20 protein-coding genes are annotated in these 25,802 nt (G+C 74.4%); 3 read left to right on the forward strand and 17 right to left on the reverse strand.

The features are described 5' to 3' along the window. Positions 1–215 precede the first annotated feature (215 nt). Positions 216–1,496 carry a PP2C family protein-serine/threonine phosphatase gene (locus VE546_RS14410; protein WP_324922279.1) on the forward strand — a complete coding sequence of 427 codons (1,281 nt, stop codon included), beginning with the start codon at positions 216–218 and terminating at the stop codon, positions 1,494–1,496. Between the two features lie 282 nt (positions 1,497–1,778). Next, the gene (locus tag VE546_RS14415; protein WP_324922281.1) at positions 1,779–2,351 is read left to right on the forward strand and encodes a DoxX family protein; all 573 of its coding nucleotides are present in this window, start codon (positions 1,779–1,781) and stop codon (positions 2,349–2,351) included. Between the two features lie 37 nt (positions 2,352–2,388). Here the strand turns inward: VE546_RS14415 and VE546_RS14420 are convergent, their stop codons facing one another. The 9 genes from VE546_RS14420 to VE546_RS14460 form a co-directional block, all read right to left on the reverse strand. Continuing rightward, entirely contained in the window at positions 2,389–4,719 is a 2,331-nt protein-coding gene (locus VE546_RS14420; protein WP_324922283.1) for a xanthine dehydrogenase family protein molybdopterin-binding subunit, read from the reverse strand. Then, positions 4,716–6,353 (reverse strand): 2Fe-2S iron-sulfur cluster-binding protein, encoded by a 1,638-nt coding sequence (locus VE546_RS14425; RefSeq protein WP_324922284.1) that lies wholly within the window; start codon positions 6,351–6,353, stop codon positions 4,716–4,718. Before VE546_RS14425 ends, VE546_RS14420 begins: the two co-directional genes overlap by 4 nt. After that, complete coding sequence (locus VE546_RS14430; protein ID WP_324922318.1) at positions 6,350–7,210, reverse strand: FAD binding domain-containing protein; 861 nt, start codon at positions 7,208–7,210, stop codon at positions 6,350–6,352. Before VE546_RS14430 ends, VE546_RS14425 begins: the two co-directional genes overlap by 4 nt. Before the next feature lie 288 nt (positions 7,211–7,498). Beyond that, complete coding sequence (locus VE546_RS14435; protein ID WP_324922286.1) at positions 7,499–9,199, reverse strand: beta-N-acetylhexosaminidase; 1,701 nt, start codon at positions 9,197–9,199, stop codon at positions 7,499–7,501. A gap of 73 nt (positions 9,200–9,272) precedes the next feature. Beyond that, positions 9,273–10,139, reverse strand: coding sequence for a carbohydrate ABC transporter permease (locus VE546_RS14440; RefSeq protein WP_324922320.1), 867 nt, complete (start codon positions 10,137–10,139; stop codon positions 9,273–9,275). A 47-nt stretch (positions 10,140–10,186) separates the two neighbouring features. After that, positions 10,187–11,170 (reverse strand): sugar ABC transporter permease, encoded by a 984-nt coding sequence (locus VE546_RS14445; protein ID WP_324922288.1) that lies wholly within the window; start codon positions 11,168–11,170, stop codon positions 10,187–10,189. Between the two features lie 4 nt (positions 11,171–11,174). After that, positions 11,175–12,485, reverse strand: a complete 1,311-nt coding sequence (locus VE546_RS14450) for an extracellular solute-binding protein (RefSeq protein ID WP_324922322.1) — start codon at positions 12,483–12,485, stop codon at positions 11,175–11,177. Positions 12,486–12,780: 295 nt separating this feature from the next. After that, positions 12,781–13,068: a DUF3039 domain-containing protein gene (locus tag VE546_RS14455; protein WP_324922290.1), complete on the reverse strand. Its 288-nt coding sequence runs from the start codon at positions 13,066–13,068 to the stop codon at positions 12,781–12,783. Positions 13,069–13,134: 66 nt separating this feature from the next. Continuing rightward, positions 13,135–13,695 (reverse strand): YqgE/AlgH family protein, encoded by a 561-nt coding sequence (locus VE546_RS14460; RefSeq protein WP_324922291.1) that lies wholly within the window; start codon positions 13,693–13,695, stop codon positions 13,135–13,137. A 216-nt stretch (positions 13,696–13,911) separates the two neighbouring features. Between VE546_RS14460 and murA the strand changes: the two genes are divergently transcribed. After that, the gene (murA, locus tag VE546_RS14465; protein ID WP_324922293.1) at positions 13,912–15,240 is read left to right on the forward strand and encodes a UDP-N-acetylglucosamine 1-carboxyvinyltransferase; all 1,329 of its coding nucleotides are present in this window, start codon (positions 13,912–13,914) and stop codon (positions 15,238–15,240) included. Positions 15,241–15,352: 112 nt separating this feature from the next. Here the strand turns inward: murA and VE546_RS14470 are convergent, their stop codons facing one another. The 8 genes from VE546_RS14470 to VE546_RS14505 form a co-directional block, all read right to left on the reverse strand. Continuing rightward, complete coding sequence (locus tag VE546_RS14470) at positions 15,353–15,634, reverse strand: HU family DNA-binding protein (protein WP_324922295.1); 282 nt, start codon at positions 15,632–15,634, stop codon at positions 15,353–15,355. A 281-nt stretch (positions 15,635–15,915) separates the two neighbouring features. Beyond that, positions 15,916–17,352 (reverse strand): NAD-dependent malic enzyme, encoded by a 1,437-nt coding sequence (locus tag VE546_RS14475; RefSeq protein ID WP_324922296.1) that lies wholly within the window; start codon positions 17,350–17,352, stop codon positions 15,916–15,918. A gap of 539 nt (positions 17,353–17,891) precedes the next feature. Continuing rightward, a complete protein-coding gene (locus VE546_RS14480) occupies positions 17,892–20,189 on the reverse strand; it encodes a HelD family protein (protein WP_324922323.1) in 2,298 nt (765 codons plus the stop codon). Positions 20,190–20,415: 226 nt separating this feature from the next. Next, on the reverse strand, positions 20,416–21,201 hold the full coding sequence (locus VE546_RS14485) for a zf-HC2 domain-containing protein (protein WP_324922298.1): 786 nt from the start codon (positions 21,199–21,201) through the stop codon (positions 20,416–20,418). Beyond that, complete coding sequence (locus tag VE546_RS14490) at positions 21,198–21,737, reverse strand: sigma-70 family RNA polymerase sigma factor (protein WP_324922299.1); 540 nt, start codon at positions 21,735–21,737, stop codon at positions 21,198–21,200. Before VE546_RS14490 ends, VE546_RS14485 begins: the two co-directional genes overlap by 4 nt. A 112-nt stretch (positions 21,738–21,849) precedes the next feature. Next, entirely contained in the window at positions 21,850–23,004 is a 1,155-nt protein-coding gene (locus tag VE546_RS14495; protein WP_324922301.1) for a uroporphyrinogen-III synthase, read from the reverse strand. A 134-nt stretch (positions 23,005–23,138) separates the two neighbouring features. After that, on the reverse strand, positions 23,139–24,530 hold the full coding sequence (locus tag VE546_RS14500; RefSeq protein ID WP_324922302.1) for a nitrate/nitrite transporter: 1,392 nt from the start codon (positions 24,528–24,530) through the stop codon (positions 23,139–23,141). 173 nt (positions 24,531–24,703) lie between these two features. Next, entirely contained in the window at positions 24,704–25,705 is a 1,002-nt protein-coding gene (locus VE546_RS14505; protein WP_324922304.1) for a LysR family transcriptional regulator, read from the reverse strand. Positions 25,706–25,802: the final 97 nt, after the last annotated feature.

A 25,802-nucleotide genomic window follows, 5' to 3' on the forward strand; every position in this document is an offset into this window, starting at 1 on the left:
GCGCAGGCCGGCGCGGGCCCCGCGGGCCACCACTCTCCCCCGCTCCCCGTTCCGGGACGGCCTCCGGCCGCGCGACCGGGGCGCGTCGCGCCCCGTGCCGGTCCGCCTGCGCCGGGTCATGTTGAGCACTGAAGTGAGAAGCCGGGGCATACGGGCTATGTGGAGCCGCGAGGGGTCGTGGCCAACGGGTTCGCAGGTTCGCGAGGGGAGTGGTGATGGCTGTCGAGTACGACACCGAGCGGCGCACGCACACCGGCATCCTGGCAGCGGCCGAGGCCGCCTCGCCGGTGGAGTCCGTCGACGTGGTCGCCCGCGAGCTCAGGCGGCGCTTCGGCGCCACCTCGGTGTCGTTCCTGATCACCGACCTGTCGAGGCAGTCGGTGGTGCGGCTCAGCACGGCGGGCGAGATCGGCACCGGGGAGAGCGCCGAGCGCATCGAACTGGCCGGCACCGCCTACGGCGACGTGCTCCGCACGCAGCGCCTCCGGCTGGCGGACAGCGTGGACGGGGACGGCGGGCAGCGGGTGATCGCCCCGGTCACCAACCGGGGTGACGCCATCGGCCTGCTGGAGGTGCGGGTACCGGCCGGACCCGACCCCAGGACGCTGCGGGAGATCAGCCGGGCCGCCCACACCCTGGCCTACATCGTCATCGCCAACCGGAGCTTCACCGACCTGTACCAGTGGGGCCGCCGCACCGCCCCCCTGACCCTGGCCGCCGAGATCCAGCACAACCTGCTCCCCTCGTCGCTGTCGTGCGAGGCCGCCCAGTTCGCGGTGGCCGGGTCCCTGGAGCCGGCGGGCAAGGTCGGCGGCGACACCTTCGACTACGCCCTGGACCGCGACGTCCTGCACCTGTCCGTCACCGACGCCATGGGCCACGACGTGCAGGCCGCCCTGATCGCCTCCCTGCTGATCGGCGCGCTGCGGGGCGCCCGGCGCGCGGGCTGCGACCTCGCGGAGCAGGCGCGGCGCGCGCATCAGGCCATGATCGACCACAGCGGCGGCGCGCTGGCGACCGGGCTGCTGCTCCGCGTCCGGCTGCGCGACGGCCGGATCGAGCTGGTCAACGCCGGGCACCCCTGGCCCCTGCGGCTGCGGGAGGGCAAGGTCGAGGAGATCAGTCTGTCCGTCAACCTGCCCTTCGGGGTGCGCTCCCCGCACGGCTACCGGATCCAGAGCCTGGGGCTCCAGCCGGGCGACCGGCTCGTCATCCTCACCGACGGCATGCTGGAGCGCCGCTCCGAGATCGCCGATCTGCCCGCCCTGATCGCGGACACCGAGGGGCTGCACCCCCGGGAGGCGGCGCAGGTCCTGACCACCGCGGTCCTGGACGCCAACAACGGCGACCTCAGGGACGACGCGACGGTGATGTGCCTGGACTGGTACGGCCCCAAGCCCATGCGTCTGGACGCCGAGACCGGCGCCAGCCTCGCCCAGGCCTCCCCGGCCGCCCTGCCGTCCGCCCGCAACCGGCGCGACCGGCGCGGCAGGTGACCATGGGAGCGCTCCCATAAAGGCCGAAACAGAGCACACGGCGCGCCTTGCCAGACCTCCGCGCTCGCCCGTACAGTCCGCCCAACGGCGCATGGGAGCGCTCCCATAGCCTCTGTCGGCGCCGCTTCTGCCGGAGGGATCCATGAGATCTGCCTTGTGCTCCGCCGCGACACCGCCTCCCGCCGCCCCCTCGCGGCCGTCCGCGAACCGGTTGAACGGACAACGATGTCATCCCCGCCGACCGGTGGCGTTCTCCCGGGCCGCCGGAGGGAGGGGGACGGCATGAACCGCAAGCGGAACGCCGTCACCACCGAGGAACCCCGCCCCGCGACGGTGGGCAGGGTGGTGACGGGGACGGTGGTGAGCGGTCCCGGCCACCGGGACGTACGGCCCCGCCGGGGCCTGCGCGCCCTTCCCGCCTTCTACCGGCGGCACAGCTTCGCCGTGCTGAGGGTCTCCGTCGGGCTGCTGTTCCTCTGGTTCGGCACCCTCAAGATCCTGCCGGGGGTCAGCCCCGCCGAGGACATGGCCACCCGGGTGATGGGCGTCCTGACCTCCGGCCGCGTTCCGGCGGACCTGTCCAGACCGCTGCTGGCCATGCTGGAGATGCTGATCGGAGCCGGTCTGGTCACCGGGCTGCTGCTGCGCCTGACGCTGTTCGTCTTCTTCGTCCACATGGCCGGGACGTTCTCGGCCCTGGTCGTCCTCTCCCACGAGATGTGGGACGGAAGCGTCGTCTTCCCCACCATGGCGGGGCAGTACGTGCTCAAGAACGTCGTCCTCGTGGCGGCCGGGCTCGCCGTCGCCGCCCACCTGCCGCGGCCGGGGTCCGGGGGGCGGGACGACGACCGGTGAGCCCGGACCGGGCCGGGCCCCGGGCGGCGCCGCGCGGCTACTGCGTCATCACCGCGGCCTGCGGCCGGATCGGGAGGCGGTTGACCGGGCGCCCGGTGGCCGCGCGGACCGCCGCGGCCACCGCCGCCGGGGAGACCACCACCGGGACCGCGCTGACCGACTTCGCCCCGAAGGGCGCGACCACGTCGCGCTCCTCCACCAGCTTGACGATCTTCACCTCCGGGGCGTCCAGCGCCGTCGGCAGCGGATAGGCCGTCAGGTCGGGATGGCGCACCACGCCCTTGGAGACCCGCAGGTGCTCGGTGAGCGCCGCTCCCACGCCCTGGGTGACGCCCGCCTCGATCCGGGCGCGCACCTGCTGGGGGTTGAGGACGCGGCCCACGTCCTGGGCGACGGCCAGCTCCACCACCCGGATCGCACCCAGCTCCACGTCCACGTCCACCACGGCCCGGATCGCGGCGAAGGACAGGCCCACGAAGGCGTCGCCCTGGCCGGTCTCGTCCAGGGGCTCGGTGGGGTGCGGACGGCACTGGGCGGTGGCCCACAGCTCCTTGCCCTCCAGGGCCTCGGCGACGGTGGTGCTGAGCACGCCGTCGTACGAGGTGATCTTGCCGTCGGCGATGGTCAGCAGCTCGGTGGACATCCCGAACTTCGCGGCCAGCGGCTGGAGGAGCTGGGTGCGCACCATCTTGGCGGCGCGTTCCACCGCGCCGCCCGAGACCCAGGTGTGCCGGCCGCGCGCGCCGGGTCCGGCCGGAGGCTGGTCGGTGTCGACGGCGACGACGTGCACCTCCTCCACGCCGAGCACCTCCTGCACGATCTGCCGGGCGAGGGTGGAGAAGCCCTGGCCGGTCTCCACGGCCGCGCACATCACCGTCGCGACGGGGCCGTTGACCTTCACCGTGGCCGTGGACACCTCGTCGGTGCCCTCCGCCCCCAGCATGTGGACCATGCCGAGCGCGTAGCCGACGCCGCGGCGCACCGCGCCCGGCTCGCCCGCGCCCTCGGGGCCGCCCGGCAGCAGCCACTCCTCCTCGGGGCTGTCCTTGGGCAGCGGCGGCAGCGGCGCCTCCCGCACCGCGCTCAGCAGTTCGGCCACGGGCGCCGGGCAGGTGACGGTCTGTCCGGTGGGCAGCAGGTCGCCGGTCGCCATGACGTTGCGCATCCGCAGCTCGACCGGGTCCATGCCCAGCTTGGCGGCGAGCTTGTCCATCTGGCCCTCGTAGGCGGCGCACACCTGCATCGCGCCCTCGCCGCGCACGTGGCCCGACGGCGGGTTGTTCGTGCGGACCGCCCAGCCGTCGATCACCGCGTGCGGCACGACGTAGGGGCCGGCGGCGAAGGCGACGGCGGCGGCCAGCGCGTCGGAGGAGTCGTCGGCGTAGGCGCCCGCGTCCAGCAGTATCTGCGCCTCGACCTTGACCAGGCGGCCCTCGGAGTCGGCGTGGTGACGGTAGCGCAGCAGGGTGGGGTGGCGGTGGGCGTGGCCGAGGAAGGACTCCTCGCGGTTGGCGGCGAGCTTGACCGGGCAGCCGGTCCTCATCGCCAGCAGCCCGAGCGAGAGCTGCACGCTCAGGTCCTCGCGGTCGGCCATGGCGCCGGGGACGCCGGTGACGACGACCTTGACCTGTTCGGGGCGGAGCCCGAGGCAGGCGGCGGCCAGGTCGCGGTCGGTGTGCGGGTCGGTGGAGGCGGTGTAGATCTCCACCCCGCCGTCGGTGCGCGGCACGGCGAGCCCGGCCTCGGCCCCGATGGGGGCGGGGTCCTGACGGCCGATGCGGTACAGGCCCTCGACGATCACCTCGCCCGTGACGGACGCGTCGCCGTAGCGCAGGGGGATGTGCCGGATCAGGTTGCCGTCGGGGTGGATGGGCTCGGCCTCGAAGGCCTTCTCCGGATCGGTGACCGGCTCCAGCACCTCGTACTCGACCGCGATGGCGGCGGCGGCCAGGCGGGCGGTGTCGGGGTGGTCGGCGGCGACGGCGGCGATGGGCTCCCCGTGGTGGCGCACGACGTCGCGGGCGAAGGCGGGCCGGTCGGCGACCCGGCGGCCGTGGGTGGCGTTGCCGGGCACGTCCTCGTGGGTGATGACGGCCCGTACGCCGGGCATCGCGGCGGCCTGCGCGGTGTCGATGGAGACGATGCGGGCGTGCGGGTGCGGGGAGCGCAGCACGGCCGCCCACAGCAGCCCCTCGGCCCACAGGTCGGCGGCGTACGGGAAGGTCCCCTGGGTCTTGGCGAGCGCGTCGGCGGGCTGGAGCGAGGCGCCGAGCCCGTGCTGCGGCCCGGTTCCGGTTCCCGTCCCCGTGGCGGTGCCGGTGAGCGGTACTCCCCCGGCCGGGGTGGCGGTCGCCGCGTCGCTGGTCACTGCGCGCCTCCGTCCTGCGGCAGGTGGTGGTCGTGGGGTGGGCGGTGCTGGGGCGGCCCGCCCGTGGCGGGCCCGGCCTGGTGCGGAATGCGGATCCGGGGTTCGCCGGCGGCGTTCCCCGCGCCCTCCGCCCGGTCCTGCGCCTGGTTCTCCTCCGCCTCCCGGGCCTCGGCCAGCGCCGCGGCGGCGGCCTCCCGTTCGGCCACGACCATGCGCACGGCGTCGAGCACGCCCCGGTAGCCGGAGCAGCGGCAGAGGTTGCCGCTGATCGCCTGACGGGCCTCCAGTTCGGTGGGCGCGTGGTTGCCTTCGAGCAGGTCGTACAGGGTCATCGCCATGCCGGGCACGCAGAAGCCGCACTGCACGGCGCCGCAGGCGGCCAGCGCCCGCTGCACGTCGCAGGGCGTGCCGTTCTCGGCCAGCCCCTCGACGGTGCGGATCTCGGACCCGGCGGTGGTCGCGGCGGGCACCAGGCAGGAGGCGACCAGCCGCCCGTCGACCTGGACGGAGCAGGCGCCGCACTCCCCCTGCGCGCAGCCGTCCTTGGCCCCGGCCAGGCCGAGGCGCTCGCGCAGCACGTAGAGCAGGGACTCGCCGATCCAGGCGTCGGTCACGGGCCGGTCGACGCCGTTGACGCGCAGGACGTACGAGACGTGCGGGTGCTCGCTGTCCACCGCGGACGCCTCCGGGACGGGCGCGTCCGCGGCCGGGGGTTCGGGTGCCTCCGGGGCGGGCGCCTGCGGGACGTCGGGCGTCTGCGGGTCGGGTGCCTCCGGGGCGGGGACCTGCGGGGCCCCCGCCGCCTCCGGGATCTCCGCGCCCTCCGGCGCCCGCGCGGCGTCCGGGTCCTGCGGCGGTACGGCCTCCTGCGGCGGTACGGGGCCGGCCGGCTGCTCGGGCGCGGGCGGCGGTGCGGACGGCTGCGGCGCGGGCGGCTCGGGAGCCGGCGGGGCGGCCAGGTACTCCCCGGAGTCGTCCGGGCTGCCCGCCGCCGCGAACGGGATCGACCACTGGCCGGTCGCGCCGGGCGCGGGCGCCGCGTTCCAGTCCGTGCCGGGGACGGAGGCGTCCCCGGGGGCGCCCGGCGTTCCGTCCTCCGCGTCCGCCGACGCCTGCGGCACGGCGTGGCCCTGGCCCTCCTCGTGCGGGCGGCGCTGCCGGCCGCGCGCCTCGTGCGAGCCCGCCAGGGCCGCCGCGGCGCCCTGCCCCAGGGCGGCGGCCACGCCCTGCGGCGGGGACGGCTGGGCCCCGAAGTCCCCGAAGTCCCCGGGGTTCCCGGGCGCCTCGGGCGCGGGGTCCGCCGGGTGACCGGCGAACGGCAGCGTCCACTGGCCCGGGGCGGCCGGGTCGGTGGTGGGCGGCGGGGTGGGCGAAGGGGTCGTCTGCGCCTGGGCGGCGGGGTCGATGGGGGGCGGGGCCCAGCCCTGTCCCGTGCCCGGCGCGGCGAGCGGATCGGGGGTGCCGCCGTGCGCGGCGTACCCCGACTGGTGCGGCCCGGGCAGGTTCCCGGGGAGCTGTATGAACGCCGTGGCGTCCCCGTCGTACTCGCCGCCCCAGCCGCCCTCGGGCGACGGCGCCGGAACGGGCCACTCCGGCTGTCCCGGCTGGTTCGGCCGCTGCTGGTCGTTGCTCATGCGAGTGCCCTCCCGAGCCCCCGACGGGCCAGTGTCGCAACCGTACGCCGCACGTGCAGTGCCGCGGGCGGAAGTACGGGAGGTTCCCCCCCGTCCTCCGGCGCCGGGGGATCGGGGATGCAGGCCATGGCCACGTACTCGCCGAAGGCGGCGAGCACTTCGGGGGCCAGGGCCCGCTGTCCGTCCCAGTCGATGAGGGAGGCCACCCACTGCTCGGCCTCCAGCGGGCGCAGCGGCATCGGGGCGACGGCGCCGACCGCGCAGCGCACCCCGCGCCGGGCCGGGTCGAGCACGACGGCGACGGAGGCCAGGGCGCGCCCGGGGCCGGTCCGTCCGGTGGCCTTGAGGAAGGTCTGCGGGGCGTGCAGCAGCGGCACCCGGACGTAGCCGACGATCTCGCCGGGCCCGAGCATCTCCATTCCGGCGAGCAGGTGGCTCACCGGGACCTCGCGGCGGGCCCCGCCCGGTCCGGCGATCAGCAGCGTGGCCTCCAGTGCGGCCAGGACGGGCAGGGAGTCGCCGGTCGGCGAGGCGGTGACGATGTTGCCGCCGAGCGTCCCGGCGTTGCGGATCTGCGGCGGGCCGGCGGCACGCGCCGCGGCGGCCAGGGCGGGGATGAGGGCGGCGAAGTCGGGGCGGCCCATCCGCGCGTGGGTGAGGCCGGCGCCGAGCAGCGCATGGCCGTCCTGGTACTCCCAGCCCCGGATCTCGCTGATCCGGCCCAGGCCGACGAGCGCGGCGGGCCTCAGCAGGCCGGAGTTGACCTCCGTCATCAGGTCGGTGCCGCCCGCGACGGGCACGGCGGCAGGCGTGGCCTCCAGCGCGGCCACGGCCTCGTCGAGCGTGGCCGGCAGCATGACCGGCTGCGCCGCCCGTGGTGCGTGCGGTGCGTGCGTGCTCAATCCAGCGCCCCTTCCCCGGTCGTCCCGGCTGCCAGCCGTACCGTACGTGCTGAGAACCCGGACGTGGCAACTCTGGCACATCTCGGGGGGCCGCCGGTGCGGGGGTCCGTGAAGGGACCATCCGTCCCTGACCTGGTTGATGGACCGCTTTCGGTGGTTGTCACCGACAGGAGCGGCTTGCCACCCCTGGGAGACCTTGTATTACTTTAAGCGCCCGCTCCGGAGCCTGTTCCGCACGCCCCCTCAGAGGTTCGCCCACCGCCCGCCGGAGGGACGTCCGGGGATGCCGGGGCGGCGCTGCCACGGGCGCGGCCCGGACGGCGGCCGGTAGGCCACGCCGAGGGCGTCGAGGCGGGCGTAGTGGGCGCCGGTCATCCGCCGCTCGAACCCCGCCCAGTCGCGCGCGCCGGGCGGCGACCACACGGCCTCGGCGAAGGCGGCCAGCCGGGGGAACGCCTGGTAGTCGGCGCGCTGTTGGTCCTCCACGACCTCGGTCCACAGGTTGGCCTGCGCGCCGACGACGTGCTTCTCCGCCGCGGTGCCCGCCAACTCCGGCGGCACGGGCTCGAAGTGGTAGACGTCGCGCAGGGTGCGCGGGTCCCCGATGGGCACCGGCTCGTCCTCACCGGCGTCCTGCCGGTAGTCGAGGTAGACGTGCTCCTTGGGACACATCACCACGTCGTGTCCGGCCCGCGCGGCGGCGATCCCCCCGGCGTAGCCGCGCCAGGAGGAGACCATGGCCCCGGGGCTCAACCGCAGCTCCTCCGCCGTGCCGTCCGCCACCGTGCCGCCCTGCAGGATCTCGTCCCAGCCGACGAGGCGGCGACCGCGCCCGGCCAGCCAGCGGTCGAAGTGCCGTACGAACCAGGCCTGGAGGGCGTCCTCGCCGTCGAGCCCCAGCTCCGCGATCCGCGCCTGCGCGGTCGGCGAGCGCCGCCACTGGTCCTTGACGCACTCGTCGCCGCCGATGTGCACGAACTCGCCGGGGAAGAGCTCCAGCACCTCCTCGAAGACCCCCTCGTAGAAGCGCAGGACGGCCTCGGTGGGGGCCAGGACGTCGGGGCTGATCCCCCAGTCCGTCCACACCTCCAAGGCGGTGTCCGCGGTGCCCCCGGGGATGTCCGTGTTGCCCAGCTCCGGGTAGGAGGCGATGGCCGCCTGGGAGTGGCCGGGCACGTCGATCTCGGGGACGACGGTGATGTGCCGCTCGGCGGCGTACGCGACGATCTCGCGGACGTCGTCGCGGGTGTAGAAGCCGCCGTGGGGGCGCTCGTCCCACAGCGGGGAGTCCCGGTGCCCGAGCCGGCTCCGCCGGCGCCAGGCGCCGACCTCGGTGAGCCTGGGGAAGCGCTCGATCTCCAGGCGCCAGCCCTGGTCGTCGGTGAGGTGGAGGTGCAGGACGTTCAGCTTGTGCGCGGCGAGCAGGTCGATCCAGCGCAGCACGCCGTCCTTGGGCGTGAAGTGCCGCGCCACGTCCAGCAGGAAGCCCCGCCAGCCGAAGCGGGGCGCGTCCTCGACCACCGCGTGCGGCAGCGACCACGTACGGCCGGGCAGCGGGGCGCGGCGGTACGCGTCGGGGCCGAGGAGCTGGCGCAGCGTCTGGGCGCCCCAGAAGACGCCGGGGGCCGCGCCGCCGCGCAGGTCCACGCCGGCGTCGGTCACGCTCAGGCGGTAGCCCTCAGGCCCGAGTTCGGCGGCGACCTGCTGGTCCAGGCGCAGCCGCAGGACCCCGCCGTCCTCGCCCCCTCCCCCGGCGTCTCCCCCGGCGCCGGGCGGCGGCAGCGGCAGGCCGGTGGCCGCGCCGAGCTCGGCACGCAGCCGGCGGGCGGTGCCCTCGGTGCCGGGTCCGGCGTCGAGGACCGTCGCGGCGCCGAGGACGAACCGCCCGCCGCCGACGACGGCGGAGCGCGGTGCGGGGACCAGGTCCGGTCCGGATGTGCTCAACTCTCCTGCTCCTTCTGTCCGGTGTGCCGGGTGCGCCCGGCGGCGCACCCGCCCGTCGCCTTCCCGCGCTCGGTCAGTCCTTCACCGCGCCGCCGAGGCCGGAGACCAGGCGGCGCTGGACGAGGACGAAGAAGACCAGCACGGGGACCGTCATGACCGTCGACCCCGCCATCACCCCGCCCCAGTCCGGGGTCTCGGTGTCGAAGAACACCAGGAGCGCCATCGGCAGCGTGGAGTTCTCCGTGTCGGAGATGATGAACGACTTGGCGAACAGGAAGTCGTTCCAGGTGGAGATGAAGGAGAAGACGCTCGTCGCCACCAGGCCGGGAAAGACCAGCGGGAAGAGGATCTGCCACAGGAAGCGCGTACGGCTCGCGCCGTCGATGAACGCCTGTTCCTCCAGCGACTCGGGAACGGCCTTCACGAAACCGCGCAGCATCCAGATCGCGAAGGGCAGCGAGAAGGCGATGTGCGGCAGGATCAGCGAGCCGAGCGTGTTGAGGCCGACGCCGGGAACCGTTTCGCCGAGGTCGCGCATCAGGAAGAACATCGGAATGGTCAGCGCCTCGATCGGGACCATCTGCGCGACCAGGAACATCACCAGCAGCGTCGTGCGGAACCGGAAGCGGAAACGCGTCACGGCGGTCGCCGCGAGAAAGGCGATCAGCGCCGAGGCGACGACCACGGCACCCGCCACCAGAAGGCTGTTGAGGAAGTACCGTCCGAAGTCCTGCTGTTCGAAGACGCGGCGGAACGCGTCCAGCGACGGATTCAGCGTCCACGGGCGCGGCGTGCCGGACTGCACCTCGCCCGCCGGTTTGAACGCCGACAGCACCATCCAGTACAGCGGGAAGGCGACCACGGCCGCGACCAGCACGGCCGTCGCCTCGGCGGCCAGTCGCCAGGGCCTCCTCACCACCGGGCGCGCCACCGGCCGCATCACCGGGCGCGCCACCGGTTGCGCCGGCGCGCCGGGCACCGGACTGTTCACAGTTCCTCCCCCCTGCGGCGCAGCAGGCGCAGGTAGACCAGGGTGACGGCCAGCAGGATCAGCAGCATCACCACGCCGATGGCCGAACCGAGGCTGTACTGCGACGAGGCGAACGCCACCTGGTAGGCGTAGACGTTGAGCACGAGATTCTGCCCGGCGATGCCGCCGCCGCCCGTCATCACGTAGATCTGGGTGAAGACCTTGAAGTCCCAGATGATCGACTGGATGGTGACGACGACGAGAATGGGCCGCAGCATCGGCGCCATGACGCTGCGCCAGATCCGCCAGACGGACGCGCCGTCCAGGGCCGCCGCCTCCAGCACCTCGGCCGGAATGGCCCGGATTCCCGCGTACATCGTCACCATGACGAAGGGAAAGGAACACCAGACGACTTCGAACAGCACCAGGGCGAAAGCGCTGTAGCGGTCGTACGTCCAGGAGAAGTCGCCCAGGCCCAGCACCTTGTTGACCGGCCCGAAGTCGGGGTCGAAGAGGAACACCCAGACCGTCGAGCCGGTGATCGCCGGGGTCGCCCAGGCGCCGAGCGCGGCGAGCATCAGCAGCAGCCGGGGCACGGCCCGCACCCGGGTGAGGAGGACGGCGAGCGCGCAGCCGACCGCCAGGGTGCTCACCACGCAGGCGGCGGCGAACACCACCGTGGCCGCCAGCACCTCCCAGAACCGGGAGTCGCCGAACAGCTCGGCGTAGTTGTCCAGGCCCCGGAAGGTGGTGGGCTCGCCGCCGCTGACCTGGGCCTGGGTGTACTCCAGGACGGAGATCAGCCCGAGTTGGTACACCGGGTAGACCAGCAGTCCGGCGAGGACCACCAGGGCGGGGGCGAGGTAGAGCCAGGGCGTCCAGCCGCCCCCCGGGCGGGCGGGACCGCGCCCGCGCCCGCCCGGGGGCCGCGGTGACCGGTCCGGCGGGGGCGCCACGGGCTCGCGCGCCGCGGCGGGTCCGGTGGTGACGTTCGCGGCCATGGGTTCAGTCCGCGGCCTTGCCGAACGCCTCGTCCATCCGCGCCGCCGCGTCCCGGGTCGCGGCGGCGACGTCCTTCCGGCCGCTGACGATCTCCTGGAACATCACCGGCAGCACCCGCGAGGCGTCGATCTCCGCCCAGGCGGGGGTGGCGGGCACGAACTCCGTTCCGGCGGCCAGGGTCTTGACGAACGGCTCGACGAACGGCTCGGAGGCGGCGGCCTCCTGACGGGTGTCGGTGAAGGTCGGCAGGAAGCCCATCTCGTCGAACAGCTTCCGCTGGGTCTCCTTGCCCGCCAGCGACTTCAGCAGTTCGACGGCCAGGGTGCGGTGGTCGCTGCTGCGGAGCACGCCGAGGTTGTTGCCGCCCGCGAAGGCCGGGGCGATCTCGCCCTTCTCCACCCCCGGCAGCGGGACGACGGCGTACTTGCCCCGGACCTTCCCGTCCTCCATCGCCTGGCGGCTGAAGTCGCCGCCGATGACCATGCCGGCCTTGCCGGCCGCGAACGCCTCCACGGTGTCGTTGCCGCCCATCTCGGCGCACTTGGCGGCGGGGCAGTTGTCCTCGCCGAAGAGGTCGGTGTACGCCTCGACGCCCTTCCTCGCGGCGGCGCCGTCGACGGCGGCGGTGTACGTGCCGCCCTTCCGTTCGGCCAGGTGGCCGCCGTGGGCCCAGACGAAGGGCAGCGCGCCGTAGGTGTACGCGCCGCCGACGGCGATGCCGTACAGGTCCGGCCGCTCCGCGCGGATCCGCCGGGCGGCGGTGGCGACCTCCTGAAGGGTCCCCGGCGGCTCCAGGCCGAGGTCGTCGAAGACGTCGGTGCGGTAGTACAGGGCGCGCACGCCCACGAAGAGCGGAGCGCCGTAGACCTTGCCGTCCACGGTCACCGACTCCCGGGCGGTCGGGTCGGTGTCCGCGGCCTGGTCCCAGTCCCCGAACTCCTCGGTGATGTCGGCGAGGCCGCCGTCGGCGACGTATCCGGCGGTGTCGGTGTTGCCGTACTCGATCAGGTCGGGGGCGGAGGAGGGGTCGTTGAAGGCCGCCTTGATCCTCTCGGCGCGGCTCTCGACCGGGATGTACCGCACGTCGACCTCGACGCCGTCGTGCTTCTTCGTGAACGCGCGGACGACCTCGTCGACGATGCGCTCCTTGGGCTCGTTGTTGACCTCCTTGAACAGCCACACGCGCACCGTGCCGCTCCTGCGGTCCTCGGTCGCGCCGTCGCCCCCGGAGGTGGAGGGGGCGCAGGCGGAGGCGGTGAGCGCGGCGAGGAGGAGCGCCGCCACGGGGGCGGCCGTGCGGGCGGAGAACTTCATGGGCGTGACCCCCACTGGAGCTGTGTTGCACCATGTGCAACGGCTGTTTCGCTCTGCACAACTCCGCAGGAGACTAGGGGGCCCCACGGCGGCCGACAAGAGGTCTCGACCACTCCGTGGCCCGCACGCGCCCCGCGCCGCGGGCCGGACCCGGCACGAACGCCACGGCGGCCCCCGGAACACGCCTCGGCGTGTTCCGGGGGCCGCCGGAAGAGGTGCGGAAAGCCCTGCGGCGCCCTCGCGCGGAAGGGCTCAGGGCGGGCCGGACGAGGCCGGGGGCCTCACCGGGGCGGCGTCACTTCCCGCCGCCGTCCTTGCCCTTGCCGTCGCCGCCTGATCCCAGGGACTCGTAGATCTCCTTGCACATGGGGCAGACCGGGTACTTCTTGGGGTCGCGCCCCGGCACCCAGACCTTGCCGCAGAGCGCCACGACGGGGGTGCCGTCGAGCGCGCTGGCCATGATCTTGTCCTTCTGGACGTAGTGGGCGAAGCGCTCGTGATCGCCATCGCCGTGGGACACCTGCGGGGTGGGCTCGACGAGGGTGCCGGTGCCCGTCCCGCGCTCGGGCTCAGGAGTGCTCATGGAGCCAGCGTACTGCGGTCCGCGCCGGAGCCGCCCGCGCCCGGCCCGCCCGGCGGGAGGCGGGGGCTAGTTCAGCGACGGGTCGTCCGGGTAGGTGGCCACCATCGCCAGCTCGCTGCGCTGACGGCGCAGCACGGCCCGCCACAGCCGCTGCGGATCGGGCGCGTAGACGTCCCCGGGCTCGGACTCCACGACGTACCAGGCGCCCTCCTCCAGCTCGCTCTCCAACTGGCCCGGCCCCCATCCGGCGTACCCGGCGAAGATGCGCAGCGAGCCCAGTTCGGCGGCGAGCAGCTCCGGCGGTGCCTCCAGGTCCACCAGGCCGATGGCCCCGTGCACCCGCCGCCATCCCAGCGGGCCCTCGCCGCCGGGGATGACGGCGACGCCGAGCGCCGCGTCCAGCGACACCGGACCGCCCTGGAAGACCACGCCCGGCTCCCCGGCCAGGGCGGCCCAGGGCTCCAGGACGTCCTTGACGTCGACGGGCGTCGGCCGGTTGAGGACGATGCCCAGCGAGCCCTCCTCGTCGTGGTCGAGGAGCAGCACCACCGCACGGTCGAAGTTCGGGTCGGTCAGCGCCGGTGTCGCGACGAGCAGCCGCCCGGTGAGCGAGGTCACCTCGGTCATGCACCAATGATCCCGCACTCGGGCCCCCGATGGGGAGCCAACCCCCCTATAACCTTCCGGAACGGCGCAGAAGCGGTGCCCGCCACGGGACCGTCCGCACCGCCGCCGGAGACCCGCGGGAGGCCGTCCGCACCGCCGCACGGCGAACACCGGGGCGACGCGCGGCGATTACCATTCCAGTGCCCCTGCTCTTTTTCATCCTGGAACGCGAGGCCCATGACCGGCACTGACGACGTACTTCTTGTCCACGGCGGCACACCGCTGGAGGGCGAGATCAAAGTCCGCGGCGCGAAGAACCTCGTGCCCAAGGCCATGGTCGCCGCACTGCTCGGCAGCGAACCGAGCCGTCTGCGCAACGTCCCCGACATCCGCGACGTGCGGGTCGTCCGCGGCCTGCTGGAGCTGCACGGCGTCACCGTGCGCAGCGGCGAGGAGCCGGGGGAACTGGTGCTCGACCCCTCGCACGTGGAGAGCGCCAACGTCGCCGACATCGACGCCCACGCGGGTTCGTCCCGCATCCCGATCCTCTTCTGCGGTCCGCTGCTGCACCGCCTGGGCCACGCCTTCATACCGGGCCTGGGCGGCTGCGACATCGGCGGACGGCCGGTGAACTTCCACTTCGACGTGCTGCGCGAGTTCGGCGCCGTCATCGAGAAGCGCGCCGACGGACAGTACCTGGAGGCCCCGCGCGGGCTGCGCGGCTGCAAGATCCGGCTGCCGTACCCGTCGGTCGGCTCCACCGAACAGGTGCTGCTGACGGCCGTGCTGGCCGAGGGTGTGACCGAACTCTCCAACGCCGCCGTGGAACCGGAGATCGAGGACCTCATCTGCGTGCTGCAGAAGATGGGCGCCATCATCTCCATGGACACCGACCGGACGATCCGCATCACCGGTGTGGAGAAGCTGGGCGGCTACAACCACCGCGCCCTGCCGGACCGCCTGGAGGCCGCCTCCTGGGCGAGCGCGGCGCTGGCCACCGAGGGCAGCGTGTACGTGCGCGGCGCCAGCCAGCGCGAGATGATGACGTTCCTCAACACCTACCGCAAGGTGGGCGGCGCGTTCGAGGTGGACGACGACGGCATCCGCTTCTGGCACCCGGGCGGCGCGCTCAACGCCATCGCCCTGGAGACGGACGTGCACCCCGGCTTCCAGACCGACTGGCAGCAGCCGCTGGTCGTCGCCCTCACCCAGGCGTCGGGCCTGTCGATCGTGCACGAGACGGTGTACGAGTCCCGGCTGGGCTTCACCTCCGCGCTCAACCAGATGGGCGCGCACATCCAGCTCTACCGCGAGTGCCTGGGCGGCATGCCGTGCCGCTTCGGCCAGCGCAACTTCCTCCACTCGGCGGTCGTCTCGGGCCCGACGAAGCTCCAGGGCGCCGACCTGGTCATCCCCGACCTCCGCGGCGGCTTCTCGTACCTGATCGCCGCCCTGGCGGCGCAGGGCACCTCCCGGGTCCACGGCATCAGCCTGATCAACCGGGGCTACGAGAACTTCATGGAGAAGCTGCCGGCCCTGGGGGCGCGCATCGAGCTGCCCTCCTGACCCGCCGACGGCCGCCGGTGCCCCGGCCGGCCGGAGACCGACAGGGCGGTCACCCCGACCGGGGTGACCGCCCTCGTCCGTGTGTGCGCCCGCTGAGGCTGCGCGCCAGGGCTCACTTGCCCTTGGCGGCCTCCTTCAGCTTGGAACCCGCGGAGACCTTCACGCTGTACCCGGCCGGGATCTCGATGGGCTCGCCGGTCTGCGGGTTGCGCGCGGTACGAGCGGCACGGTGGGTGCGCTCGAAGGTCAGGAAGCCGGGAATGGTGACCTTCTCGTCGCCCTTGGCGATGACCTCGCCGACGGTCTCGGCGAACGCGGCCAGCACGGCGTCGGCATCCTTGCGAGTCACCTGGGCGCGCTCGGACAGCGCGGCCACCAGCTCACTGCGGTTCATATTTCGTACTCCCGTGTTTTTCTTGCCTGTGAGGCGTGAGATCGAAGCCGATGCTGCCAGGGCCCTCGGACAGTCCCCGGACCCGGGTCTGCTTCCAGACCCTCGCGCCCGGAACGCATCCTGCCTCCACCTGCGGGGGTAAAGCCAATCCGGCGCCCTGTGACGTCACACGAAGAGCGCCCGTGACACGCTGCGATGACGCTCCGTAGTCACTCCTGGTGCGGCTTTCGCCACCTTAAGGGGCCATCCGGGTGCTGTGCCCCCGACGCGCCGGGCCGGCGTCACAGGCTCGGCGTGGTGGTCGTCACAACTTCCCCGGCCGCCCTGGCGGCGTCCCGCACCGCCCCGGCGACGGCTCCCGCGACCTTCTCGTTGAAGACGCTCGGGATGATGTAGTTCGCGTTCAGCTCGTCCTCGTGCACCACGTCGGCCAGGGCCCGGGCGGCGGCCAGCATCATGTCCTCGTTGACCGTGCGCGCCTGGGCGTCCAGCAGACCGCGGAACACGCCGGGGAAGACCAGCACGTTGTTGATCTGGTTGGGGAAGTCCGAGCGGCCGGTGGCCACCACCGCCGCGGTCTGGCGGGCGATCGCCGGGTCCACCTCCGGGTCGGGGTTGGCGAGCGCGAAGACGATCGCGCCGTCGGCCATCGCCGCCACGTCCTCGGCGCCGAGCACGTCCGGGGCGGAGACGCCGATGAAGACGTCGGCGCCGACGACGGCCTGCTTGAGGGTGCCGGTGAGGCCGTCGGGGTTGGTGTTCTCGGCGATCCAGCGCAGCGGCGAGTCGGGGGCGGCGTCCACCAGGTCGGCGCGTCCGGCGTGCACCACGCCGTGGATGTCGGCGACCACCGCGTGCTTCACGCCGGCGGCCAGCAGCAGCTTGAGGATGGCCGTGCCGGCCGCTCCCGCGCCGGACATCACCACCCGCACGTCGCCGATGTCCTTGCCGACCACGCGCAGCGCGTTGGTCAGGGCGGCCAGCACGACGATGGCGGTGCCGTGCTGGTCGTCGTGGAAGACGGGGATGTCCAGCGCCTCGCGCAGCCGCGCCTCGATCTCGAAGCAGCGGGGGGCGGAGATGTCCTCCAGGTTGATGCCCGCGAAGCCGGGGGCGACGGCCTTGACGATCTCGACGATGGCGTCGGTGTCCTGGGTGTCCAGGCACAGCGGCCAGGCGTCGATGCCCGCGAACCGCTTGAAGAGGGCCGCCTTGCCCTCCATCACCGGCAGGGCGGCCTTCGGCCCGATGTTGCCCAGGCCCAGCACGGCCGAGCCGTCGGTGACGACCGCGACGGAGTTGCGCTTGATGGTCAGCCGGCGGGCGTCCTCGGGGTTGGCCGCGATCTGGGTGCACACCCGGGCGACGCCGGGGGTGTAGATCATGGACAGGTCGTCGCGGTTGCGAATGGGATGCTTCGACGCCATCTCGATCTTGCCGCCGAGGTGCATCAGGAACGTGCGGTCGGAGACCTTGCCGATGGCCACGCCCTCGATGTCCCGCAGCTTGGCGACGATCTCGTCCGCGTGCGCGGTGGAGGACGCCGCGATCGTGACGTCGATGCGGAGTCTCTCGTGGCCGGAGGCGGTGACGTCCAGACCGATGACCGAACCGCCGGAGGACTCCACGGCCGTGGTGAGCTGGCTGACCGCCGATCCCCCGGCGGGCACTTCCAGGCGGATGGTCATCGAGTAGGAGACACTGGGCGCCGTTGCCATGGCCTGTTTCCTCTGCTTTTCACTTTCCCGGTGTGCTGTGCCGTGGCCCCGGTCCGGGCCGGGTCACGTCACCCGATCGTCCCACTTACCGTTCGGTACGCGGTAACCGGTCCCTCTGGGCGGAAGATGTTTTCCGCCATACGGGACGTCCCGGCCGGATGCGGAGGTCCGGGGAGGGGCGTCGCGGCCCGGCGGCCGGCGGAGGGGCCGGGAGGACCGGCGGAGGAGCCGCCGGGAGGGCTGCCGGGAGGGGCTGACGCGGAAGGGGTCCGCACCGCCGTTACGGCGGTGCGGACCCCTTCTCGCTCGGGTCGAGTGACACCGACCCGCCATGCTCGCCTCGCGGCAAGTGGTCGCTCGAAGCGACTAAGGTTGGGCCCGGGGGCTTGGATCGGGCCGGTGCCACAGCCAGGCTAACAAACGATCGGCGGTGATGATTCCGCCCGGACTCCGCGTGTGACCGCGGCGTGGAACCGCGCCCGGGACTCCGCGCGGGGCTCCCCCCGGGGCCGGGTCCCGGGCGCCCGCCGCCGAAGACCTCACTCCCGCAGCAGGTCCGGCACCCCGTCCGCGTCCGGCAGGTCGGCCTCCCGCGACAGGACCGTCAGCCGCTGCGTGGCCCGCGTCAGCGCCACGTAGAGCACCCGCAGCCCGGCCGGGGACTCGTCCGCGATCTCCGCGGGCGAGACCACCAGCGTCGCGTCGTACTCCAGGCCCTTCGCCTCCAGACTGCCCAGCGGCACCACCCGGTCGCCCAGCCCGGCCAGCCAGGCGCGGGCCTGCTCGCGGCGGCTCATGGCCACCACCACGCCGACGGTGCCCTCCACCTCGGCCAGCAGCCGCCGCGCCTCGTCGCGGACGGCCCCGCCCACGTCCTCGCCGGAGACGACCGCGAAGCGGGGTGTCAGGCCCGTGGAGCGCACCGCTCTGGGCGGGCGTACGCCCGGCATGGCCAGGGCGAGCACCCGGGCGGACAGCTCGGCGACCTCGGCCGGGTTGCGGTAGTTCACCGTCAGCTCGAAGCGGCGGCGCGGGCGGTTGCCCAGCGCCTCGTCGCGGGCGGCGGCGGCCTCCTCCGGATCGGACCAGGAGCTCTGCGCCGGGTCGCCGACGACCGTCCACGTCGCGTGGCGGCCCCGGCGGCCGACCATCCGCCACTGCATGGGGGTGAGGTCCTGCGCCTCGTCCACGATGACGTGCGCGTAGTCGGTGCGCTCGTCCTGCCCGGCGGCCGCGGCCCGCCCGTCGCGGCCCGGGCGGCCGGCGAGGCGGTCGGCGTAGGTGGTCAGCTCCTCCAGGCCGGTGAGCTGGTCCAGCGGGTCCGCCTCCCGCACCCGGGGGCGGGCGGGGGCGCCGAGCAGGACCCGCAGCTCGTCCAGGAGCGCGACGTCGTGGACGGACAGCGGGCCGGAGCCGTCGGCGTCCAGCCGGGCCAGCGAACGCGCCAGCCGGCGCACCTCGCGGGGCTGGAGGATCCGGCGCGCCCAGCGGCCGAGCCGCTTCTCGTCGCCCATCGCGGCCAGCACCCGGCGCGGGGTCAGCTCGGGCCACCAGGCGTCGAGGAAGCCGGTGAAGGCGGGCTCGGTGGAGACGTCCTCGTCGAACGCCTGCCGCGCCTCGGCCGCCAGCTCGGGGTCGGTGTACCGCCGGCCGGCCCCGGACCTCTCCCAGAGCGCGTCCAGCAGCAGCCGCCGGGCGCGCGGGCGCAGCAGGTTGACGGGCGCGGTGCCGCCCAGCGCCTGGGCGCGGATTCCCCGCAGGTCCTCGGCGCCCAGCTCGATCCGCGCGCCGAAGGCCACCACCCGCAGCGTGCCGGGCGCCCCGGCCGATCCCGGCGCGCCGAGTTCCAGCACGCCGCGCGCCGCCCGGCGCAGCACCTTCACCATCCGGGAGGAGCCCTTGATCCGGGCGACGGGCTGCTCGTCGTAGGTGTCGGCCTCGGCGTCCTCCACCAGCGAGCCCAGTGCGCGGATGGCGACCTGGCCCTCCTCGCCCAGGGACGGCAGCACGCCCTCGGTGTACGACACCAGCAGCGGGGTCGGGCTGACGATCAGGATGCCGCCCGCGTACCGCCGCCGGTCCTGGTAGAGCAGGTACGCGGCGCGGTGCAGCGCGACCGCCGTCTTGCCCGTGCCGGGGCCTCCCTCGACCTCGGTGACGGAGACGGCGGGGGCGCGGATCACCTCGTCCTGCTCGGCCTGGATGGAGGCGACGATGTCGCGCATGGAGTGGCCGCGGGACCGGCCCAGCGCCGCCATCAGGGCGCCGTCGCCGACCACCGCCAGCTCCTCGCCGTCCAGGTACGCGGTCAGCTCCGGGCGCAGCAGGTCGTCCTCCACGCCCAGCACCCGGCGTCCCCGGCTGCGGATCACCCGCCGGCGCACCACCCGGCCCGGTGCCACCGGGGTGGCCCGGTAGAAGGGCGCGGCGGCCGGGGCGCGCCAGTCGATGACCAGCGGGGTGTAGTCGGCGTCCAGCACGCCGAGCCGCCCGATGTGCAGGGTCTCGGCGATGTCGGCGGTGTTGTCGGGGCGCACGGCGTCGTCGGCGGGCTCCACGGAGGTGTACGCGCCGTCCGGCCCGCGCTCGCCGTCCTTGCCGAGCAGCAGGTCGACCCGGCCGAAGAGGAAGTCCTCGAACTCGCTGTTGAGCCGGTTGAGGTGCACTCCGGCGCGGAAGACCTGCGCGTCCCGCTCGGCGAGCGCCCCCGGCGTGCCGACCTGGGCCCGCTTGGCGGCGTCCGCCATGAGGAACTCCGCCTCGTGGATCTTCTCCCCCAGACGGCGGTAGACCGCGTCGAGATGCTCCTGCTCCCCGCGGATCTCCCGCTCCCGCACCCCGTCGTCCCGACGGCCGCCGCGCCGGTCGTCGCGCTGGTCGTCGCGCTGGTCGTCCTGGCGGCTCCCCCCCTCGGCCCGCGGCACCGGCTGCACTGTCTCCTGCGCTCCCAACGCACGGCCCCCTTCTGGTGTACTCAGGGCAGCCGTCAACCGTACGCGACGCGGAGGTGGTGCGCACGCGCGCACGCGCGGAAAGGGCGCGAACGGGGGCGGCGGGCGCCGGTCACGCGGCCGGCAGCGTCACCAGGTGGCGCCCGTCGAGGGTGCGGATCTCGAAGCGCTCGATGTCGGAGCGCTCGATTCCGGTGCCGCCGACCGTGTAGAGCGGGGTGTCGCCGTACCCTGAAGCCGGAACGGACCAGGTGGTGACCGTCTGCCTGCCGCCGTCGCGGGAGACCGCCACCAGGTCGCAGCTCTGCGGCCCGGCCACGCCCGACAGCCGCAGGGCCACCTCGGTGCCCCACGGCCGCTCCCACAGCGCGACCGCCGCGTCCGCGCCGGTGTCCGCGTCGGTGGCGGCCAGCCGCTCGCCGCCGCGGTCGAACAGCGCCTTGGCGGAGGCGGCGTACGCGGGCGCGGGCCGCTGCTCCCGCTGCTGCTCCTGCGCGGTGAGCGCGGCCGTCACCGCCGGTCCCCCGGCGAGCAGCAGGGCCACCACGGCGGCCAGCGCCCAGCGCCGCCTGCGCTGCCGGCGGCGGACGGCCGCGATCCGCTCCAGCAGCCGGTCCAGCAGGGCGGGCGGCGGCTCCACCGCCGGCGGCGCCGGGCCGCCCGGCGGTCCCAGGGGCCCGGCGGGCCCCGCCGGGCCCGGCGCGATCTCGGCCAGCAGGTCGGGCAGGGGCGACAGCTCGGCGAGCCGGTAGGCGCACCGGGCGCAGGTCGCCAGGTGGGCCTCGAAGTGCGCGGCGTCCCGCGGGTCGAGCACCCCCAGGGCGTACGCGCCGACGTCCAGGTGCTCGTCGGCACCGTTCGCGGCACCGTTCGCGGCGTTGTTCACGGAGTCGTTCACGGCATGGTCACCCCCCGCTCCTCCAGCGCGAGCCGCAGTTGCCGCAGCCCGTAGAAGACCCGGGAGCGAACCGTACCGGTCGGCACGCCCAGGACGTGGGCGGCCTCGGTGACGGTGCGGCCCTTGAAGTACGTCTCGACGATCACCGTGCGGTGCGCCTCGGACAGCTCGCCCAGGGCGTCCGCGATCGTCATCAGCCGCAGCGCCCGGTCGATCTCGTCGGCGGCGGCGAGCGTCTCCAGCGGGCCGTCGTCGACCTCCTGCGGGCGGGCACGCCGTCCGCGGTGGCCGTCGATGACGATGCGCCGCGCGACGGTCACCAGCCACGGCCGCACCGATCCGCCGGTGCCGCCCAGCCGGTCGGCGTTGCGCCAGGCGCGCAGCAGCGTCTCCTGCACGACGTCCTCGGCGCGGTGCCGGTCCCCGGCGACCAGCCGGAGGACGTACGCGAGCAGCGGGCCGGCGTGCTCGCGGTACAGCACCCGCATCAGTTCCTCGTCCGGCCCCTCCTGCACGTACGGTCGCGGTCGGTCCATCACGGCGGCATCCTCACGCACACCGTCCTCCCCGTCGACGAGAATCCCGGGAGTTCTACGGGATTGGCGAAACGGCTCCCGCCGGGGGATACGGATGGTGTAGGCCGGACGTTCAGCCCTCGGCGGTGCGGGCCGCCGCGGCGCCCCGGGCCGGGACGCCCGACGGGTCCAGGGCGAGCCGGTAGCCGCGCTTGACCACCGTCTGGATCATCCGGGGACGGCCCAGCGCCGCGCGCAGCCGCGCCATCGCCGTCTCCACGGCGTGCTCGTCGCGTCCGGTGCCCGGCAGCGCGCGCAGCAGGTCGGCGCGGGAGACCACCCAGCCGGGCCGCCGGGCCAGCGCCCGCAGCAGCGCCATCCCGGCGGGCGGCACGGGCCGCAGTTCGCCGTCCACGACCACCGCGCGGCCGCGGATCTCCAGCCGGTGCCCGGCCACGGGCAGGACGGGCGCGCGGGCGGGCAGTTCGCGGCAGAGGAGCTGGACCAGCGGCCCGAGCCGGAAGCGCTCGGGCCGTGCCGCCGGCACGTCGTGGGCCTCCAGCGGCGCGGCGGTGACCGGTCCCACGCAGGCGGCCAGCACGTCGTGGCGGAGCGCCCCGAGCAGTTCCTCCCGTACGCCGCGCCGCTCCGCGCGGTCCAGCAGCGAGGCCGCGGCGGGGGCGCTGGTGAAGGTGACCGCGTCCACGGTGCGGGCCAGGACGGCGTCGACGAGCCGGTCCACCGGGGCGATGTCCTCCGGCGGCAGCCAGCGGTAGACCGGCACCCCGACGACCTCCGCCCCCGCGGCGCGCAGGGCCTCCACGAAGCCGGGCAGCGGCTCGCCGTGGAGCTGGACGGCGACCCGGCGCCCCGAGACGCCCTCCGCCAGCAGCCGGTCCAGGACCTCGGCCAGGGACTCCGACGGCGGCGACCAGTCCTCGGTCAGTCCGGCGGCCCGGACCGCGCCGCGCACCTTGGGCCCGCGGGCGAGCAGTTCCACCGCGCCCAGCAGGGCCCGCAGCCCGTCGCCCAGGCCCCAGCCGTCCGCGGCCTCCACCCAGCCGCGGAAGCCGATCGCGGTGGTGGCCACCACCACGTCGGGCGCGCGGTCGAGCAGCTCCCTGGTCGCGGCGAGGAGTTCGCCGTCGTCGGCCAGCGGCACGATGCGCAGTGCCGGGGCGTGCAGCACCTCCGCGCCGCGCCGCTCCAGCAGCGCTCCCAGTTCGTCGGCGCGCCGGGCGGCGGTGACGCCGACGGTGAAGCCTTCCAGTGGTCCGACCTGGTGCATGGGGTCCTCGTCCGCAGTCGTTGCACGGGCCGCTCCGTACGGGCCGTCAGGGCGTACCGAGCCTGTCAATGATCCGTGACGGGCTCGGTTCACCGCGATTTCCCCGGTGTTACGGGTGGTGCGCGCGGACCCCGTCACACCTCCGCGTAGACGGGGCGCGTCTCCGGCCCGGCCGCCTCCGGGCGGTCCGTGCCGGGGGCGGCGGGCGCGGGGGCCGTGCGCCGCAGGTATACGAACCAGGTCACCGCCGCGCAGACCACGTAGTAGCCGAGGAAGACGGCGAAGGCGCCGGTGCCGCTGCCGGAGGCCAGGAAGGACTGGCGCAGGGCGAGGTTGATGCCCACGCCGCCGACGGCGCCGACCGCCCCGATCAGGGCCATGGAGGCGCTCGACAACCGGCGGGCGCGGGCGGCCGCCGCCTCCCCCTCCAGGCCCGCCGCCAGGGCCTTGGCCTGGAAGATGCCCGGGATCATCTTGTAGGTGGAGCCGTTGCCCAGGCCGGTGAGCACGAACAGCACGACGAAGGAGGCGATGAACAGCGGCAGCGACTCCCGCGCCGACGCCGCGACGATGGAGCCGACCGCGGCCGTCATGGCCCCGAAGTTCCACAGCGTCACGCGGGCGCCGCCGAGCCGGTCGGCGAGCCGGCCGCCGACGGGGCGGACCAGCGAGCCCAGCAGCGGGCCGATGAAGGTCAGGGAGGCGGCCTGGAGGGGGGTGCGGCCGAACTGGGTCTGCAGCACCAGGCCGAAGGCGAAGCCGTAGCCGATGAAGGAACCGAAGGTGCCGATGTAGAGGAACGCCATGATCCAGGTGTGGCGGTCCGCCGCGGCCTCCTTCGCCGCGCGCGTGTCGTTGCGCACCGGGCCGAGGTTGTCCATGTACCGCGCGCTGAGCACGGTGACCAGGACGATCAGCGGCAGGTAGGCGGCGAGCAGCAGCCTGGGCTGCGCGGCCCCGGCGACCGCGATGACCAGCAGGCCGGCGAGCTGGACGACGGCGACGCCGATGTTGCCGCCGCCGGCGTTCATCCCCAGCGCCCAGCCCTTCAGCCGCAGCGGGTAGAAACCGTTGACGTTGGTCATGGAGGAGGCGAAGTTGGCGCCGCCGATCCCGGTGAGGACCGCGACCGCCATGAAGACGGCGTACGGCGTCCCCGGCTCCATCACCGCCAGCAGGGCGGTGGTGGGCACCAGCAGCATCGCCGCGCTGATCACCGTCCAGTTGCGGCCGCCGAAGCGGGCGACCGCGAAGCCGTAGGGGACGCGCAGGGCCGCGCCGACCAGCGAGGCGACGGCGACCAGGAAGAACTTCCCGGCCGGGTCGATGCCGTACTCGGGGCCCATGAACAGGGCGAGCACCGAGAACATGCTCCACACGGAGAAGCCGATGTGCTCGGAGAGCACCGACAGGACGAGGTTGCGCCGGGCGACGTGCCGGCCCTCCCTCTCCCAGAATTCCTCGTCCTCCGGATCCCAGTGCTCGATCCAGCGGCTGCCGCCGCGTGCGGTGGCCGGAGCGGTCATGGCGCCTCCACGGTGTCGGGTGTCGCCACCCGACGCTAGGGACGGCGCGTTTCACCCCGGTGCCGCCAGGTGACCTCCGCGCAACCTTGCTCTCACCCCGGGACACGGGCTCGTGTGAGCCCGCCGCCCGTGTGCCGGGCGTCCCGGCCCGCCCCGTCGGTGCCGCCCGTGCGTCACGGCCGGCCGGCGCGGGCCGGCCCGGTGCCGCCGGCCCGGCGGCCCTCGACGAGGCGTTCGTCCTGTTCGGGGAGCCAGGAGCCGTCCGGGCGCGTCCGCCAGCGCCCCTCCTGGCCCAGCCGCCACGCGGCGTCCAGGAGCGCGTCCAGCCCCGGATGGCGCAGCCCGCGCCGCCACACCATCGAGACCGGTGAGAGCGGCACCGGATCGGTCAGCGGACGCAGGACCATGCCCGGCACGCCGGTGAAGACCTCGCTGGCCAGCACCGACCAGCCCCGGCCGCGCACGACCCGGGTGAACTCCGCCTCCCCCTCGATCTTCGGGAAGGGCGGGGCGAGTTCGATGCCGCGGGCCGCGAAGAGGCGGCGGGCGTAGTCGGTCCACTCGGCGGTCCCCTCGTTGCCCGCCCCGGCGTACAGCGTCTCCCCCGCCAGCGCGTCCAGCGGCACCCGGGGCAGCCGGGCCAGCCGGTGTCCCTCGGGCAGCAGCACGGCCACCCGCTCGTGGCGGACCAGCCGGTGGTCGAGGGCGGCCAGGACGGCCGGGTCCAGTCCGGCGGCGCGGCCGAAGGAGACGTCCAGCCGCCCGCCGACGATCTCCGCGGCGGCGCCGGTCAGCCCGCTGTGGAAGCGGGCGACGAACTCCACCCCGGGCGCCAGGCGCCGGGCCTCGTCCAGCACGAGCTGCCCGGTGCTCACCGGGGCGGCGACGTCGACCAGCAGGGGGCGCCCGTCGCGCACGGCGGCGGCGGCGAGTTCGTCGTACGCGGCCAGCACGCGCCGGGCGTACGGCAGCAGCCGCTCCCCCTCGGGGGTCAGGGTGACCTGACGGGTCGTGCGGACGAACAGCGCGGTCCCGAACCTCTCCTCCAGGCGCCGGATGTCACGGCTCAGCGCCTGCTGGGCGACGAACAGCCGTGTGGCGGCCCGGGTGAAGTGCAGCTCGTCGGCGACGGCGACGAAGGCGCGCAGCAGCCGGGGTTCGGTGTCTCGGGGCACGCCTCATGATGGCAACCGGGCAGCACACTGACAACGGATTCGCGTGAATGGCCGGTGACCAGGTGTTGGACGCCTCCCGGCCGGCTGCCCGACGGTG

The sequence above is a fragment of the Streptomyces sp. genome (genome assembly GCF_035644915.1).
Lineage (GTDB): Bacteria > Actinomycetota > Actinomycetes > Streptomycetales > Streptomycetaceae > Streptomyces.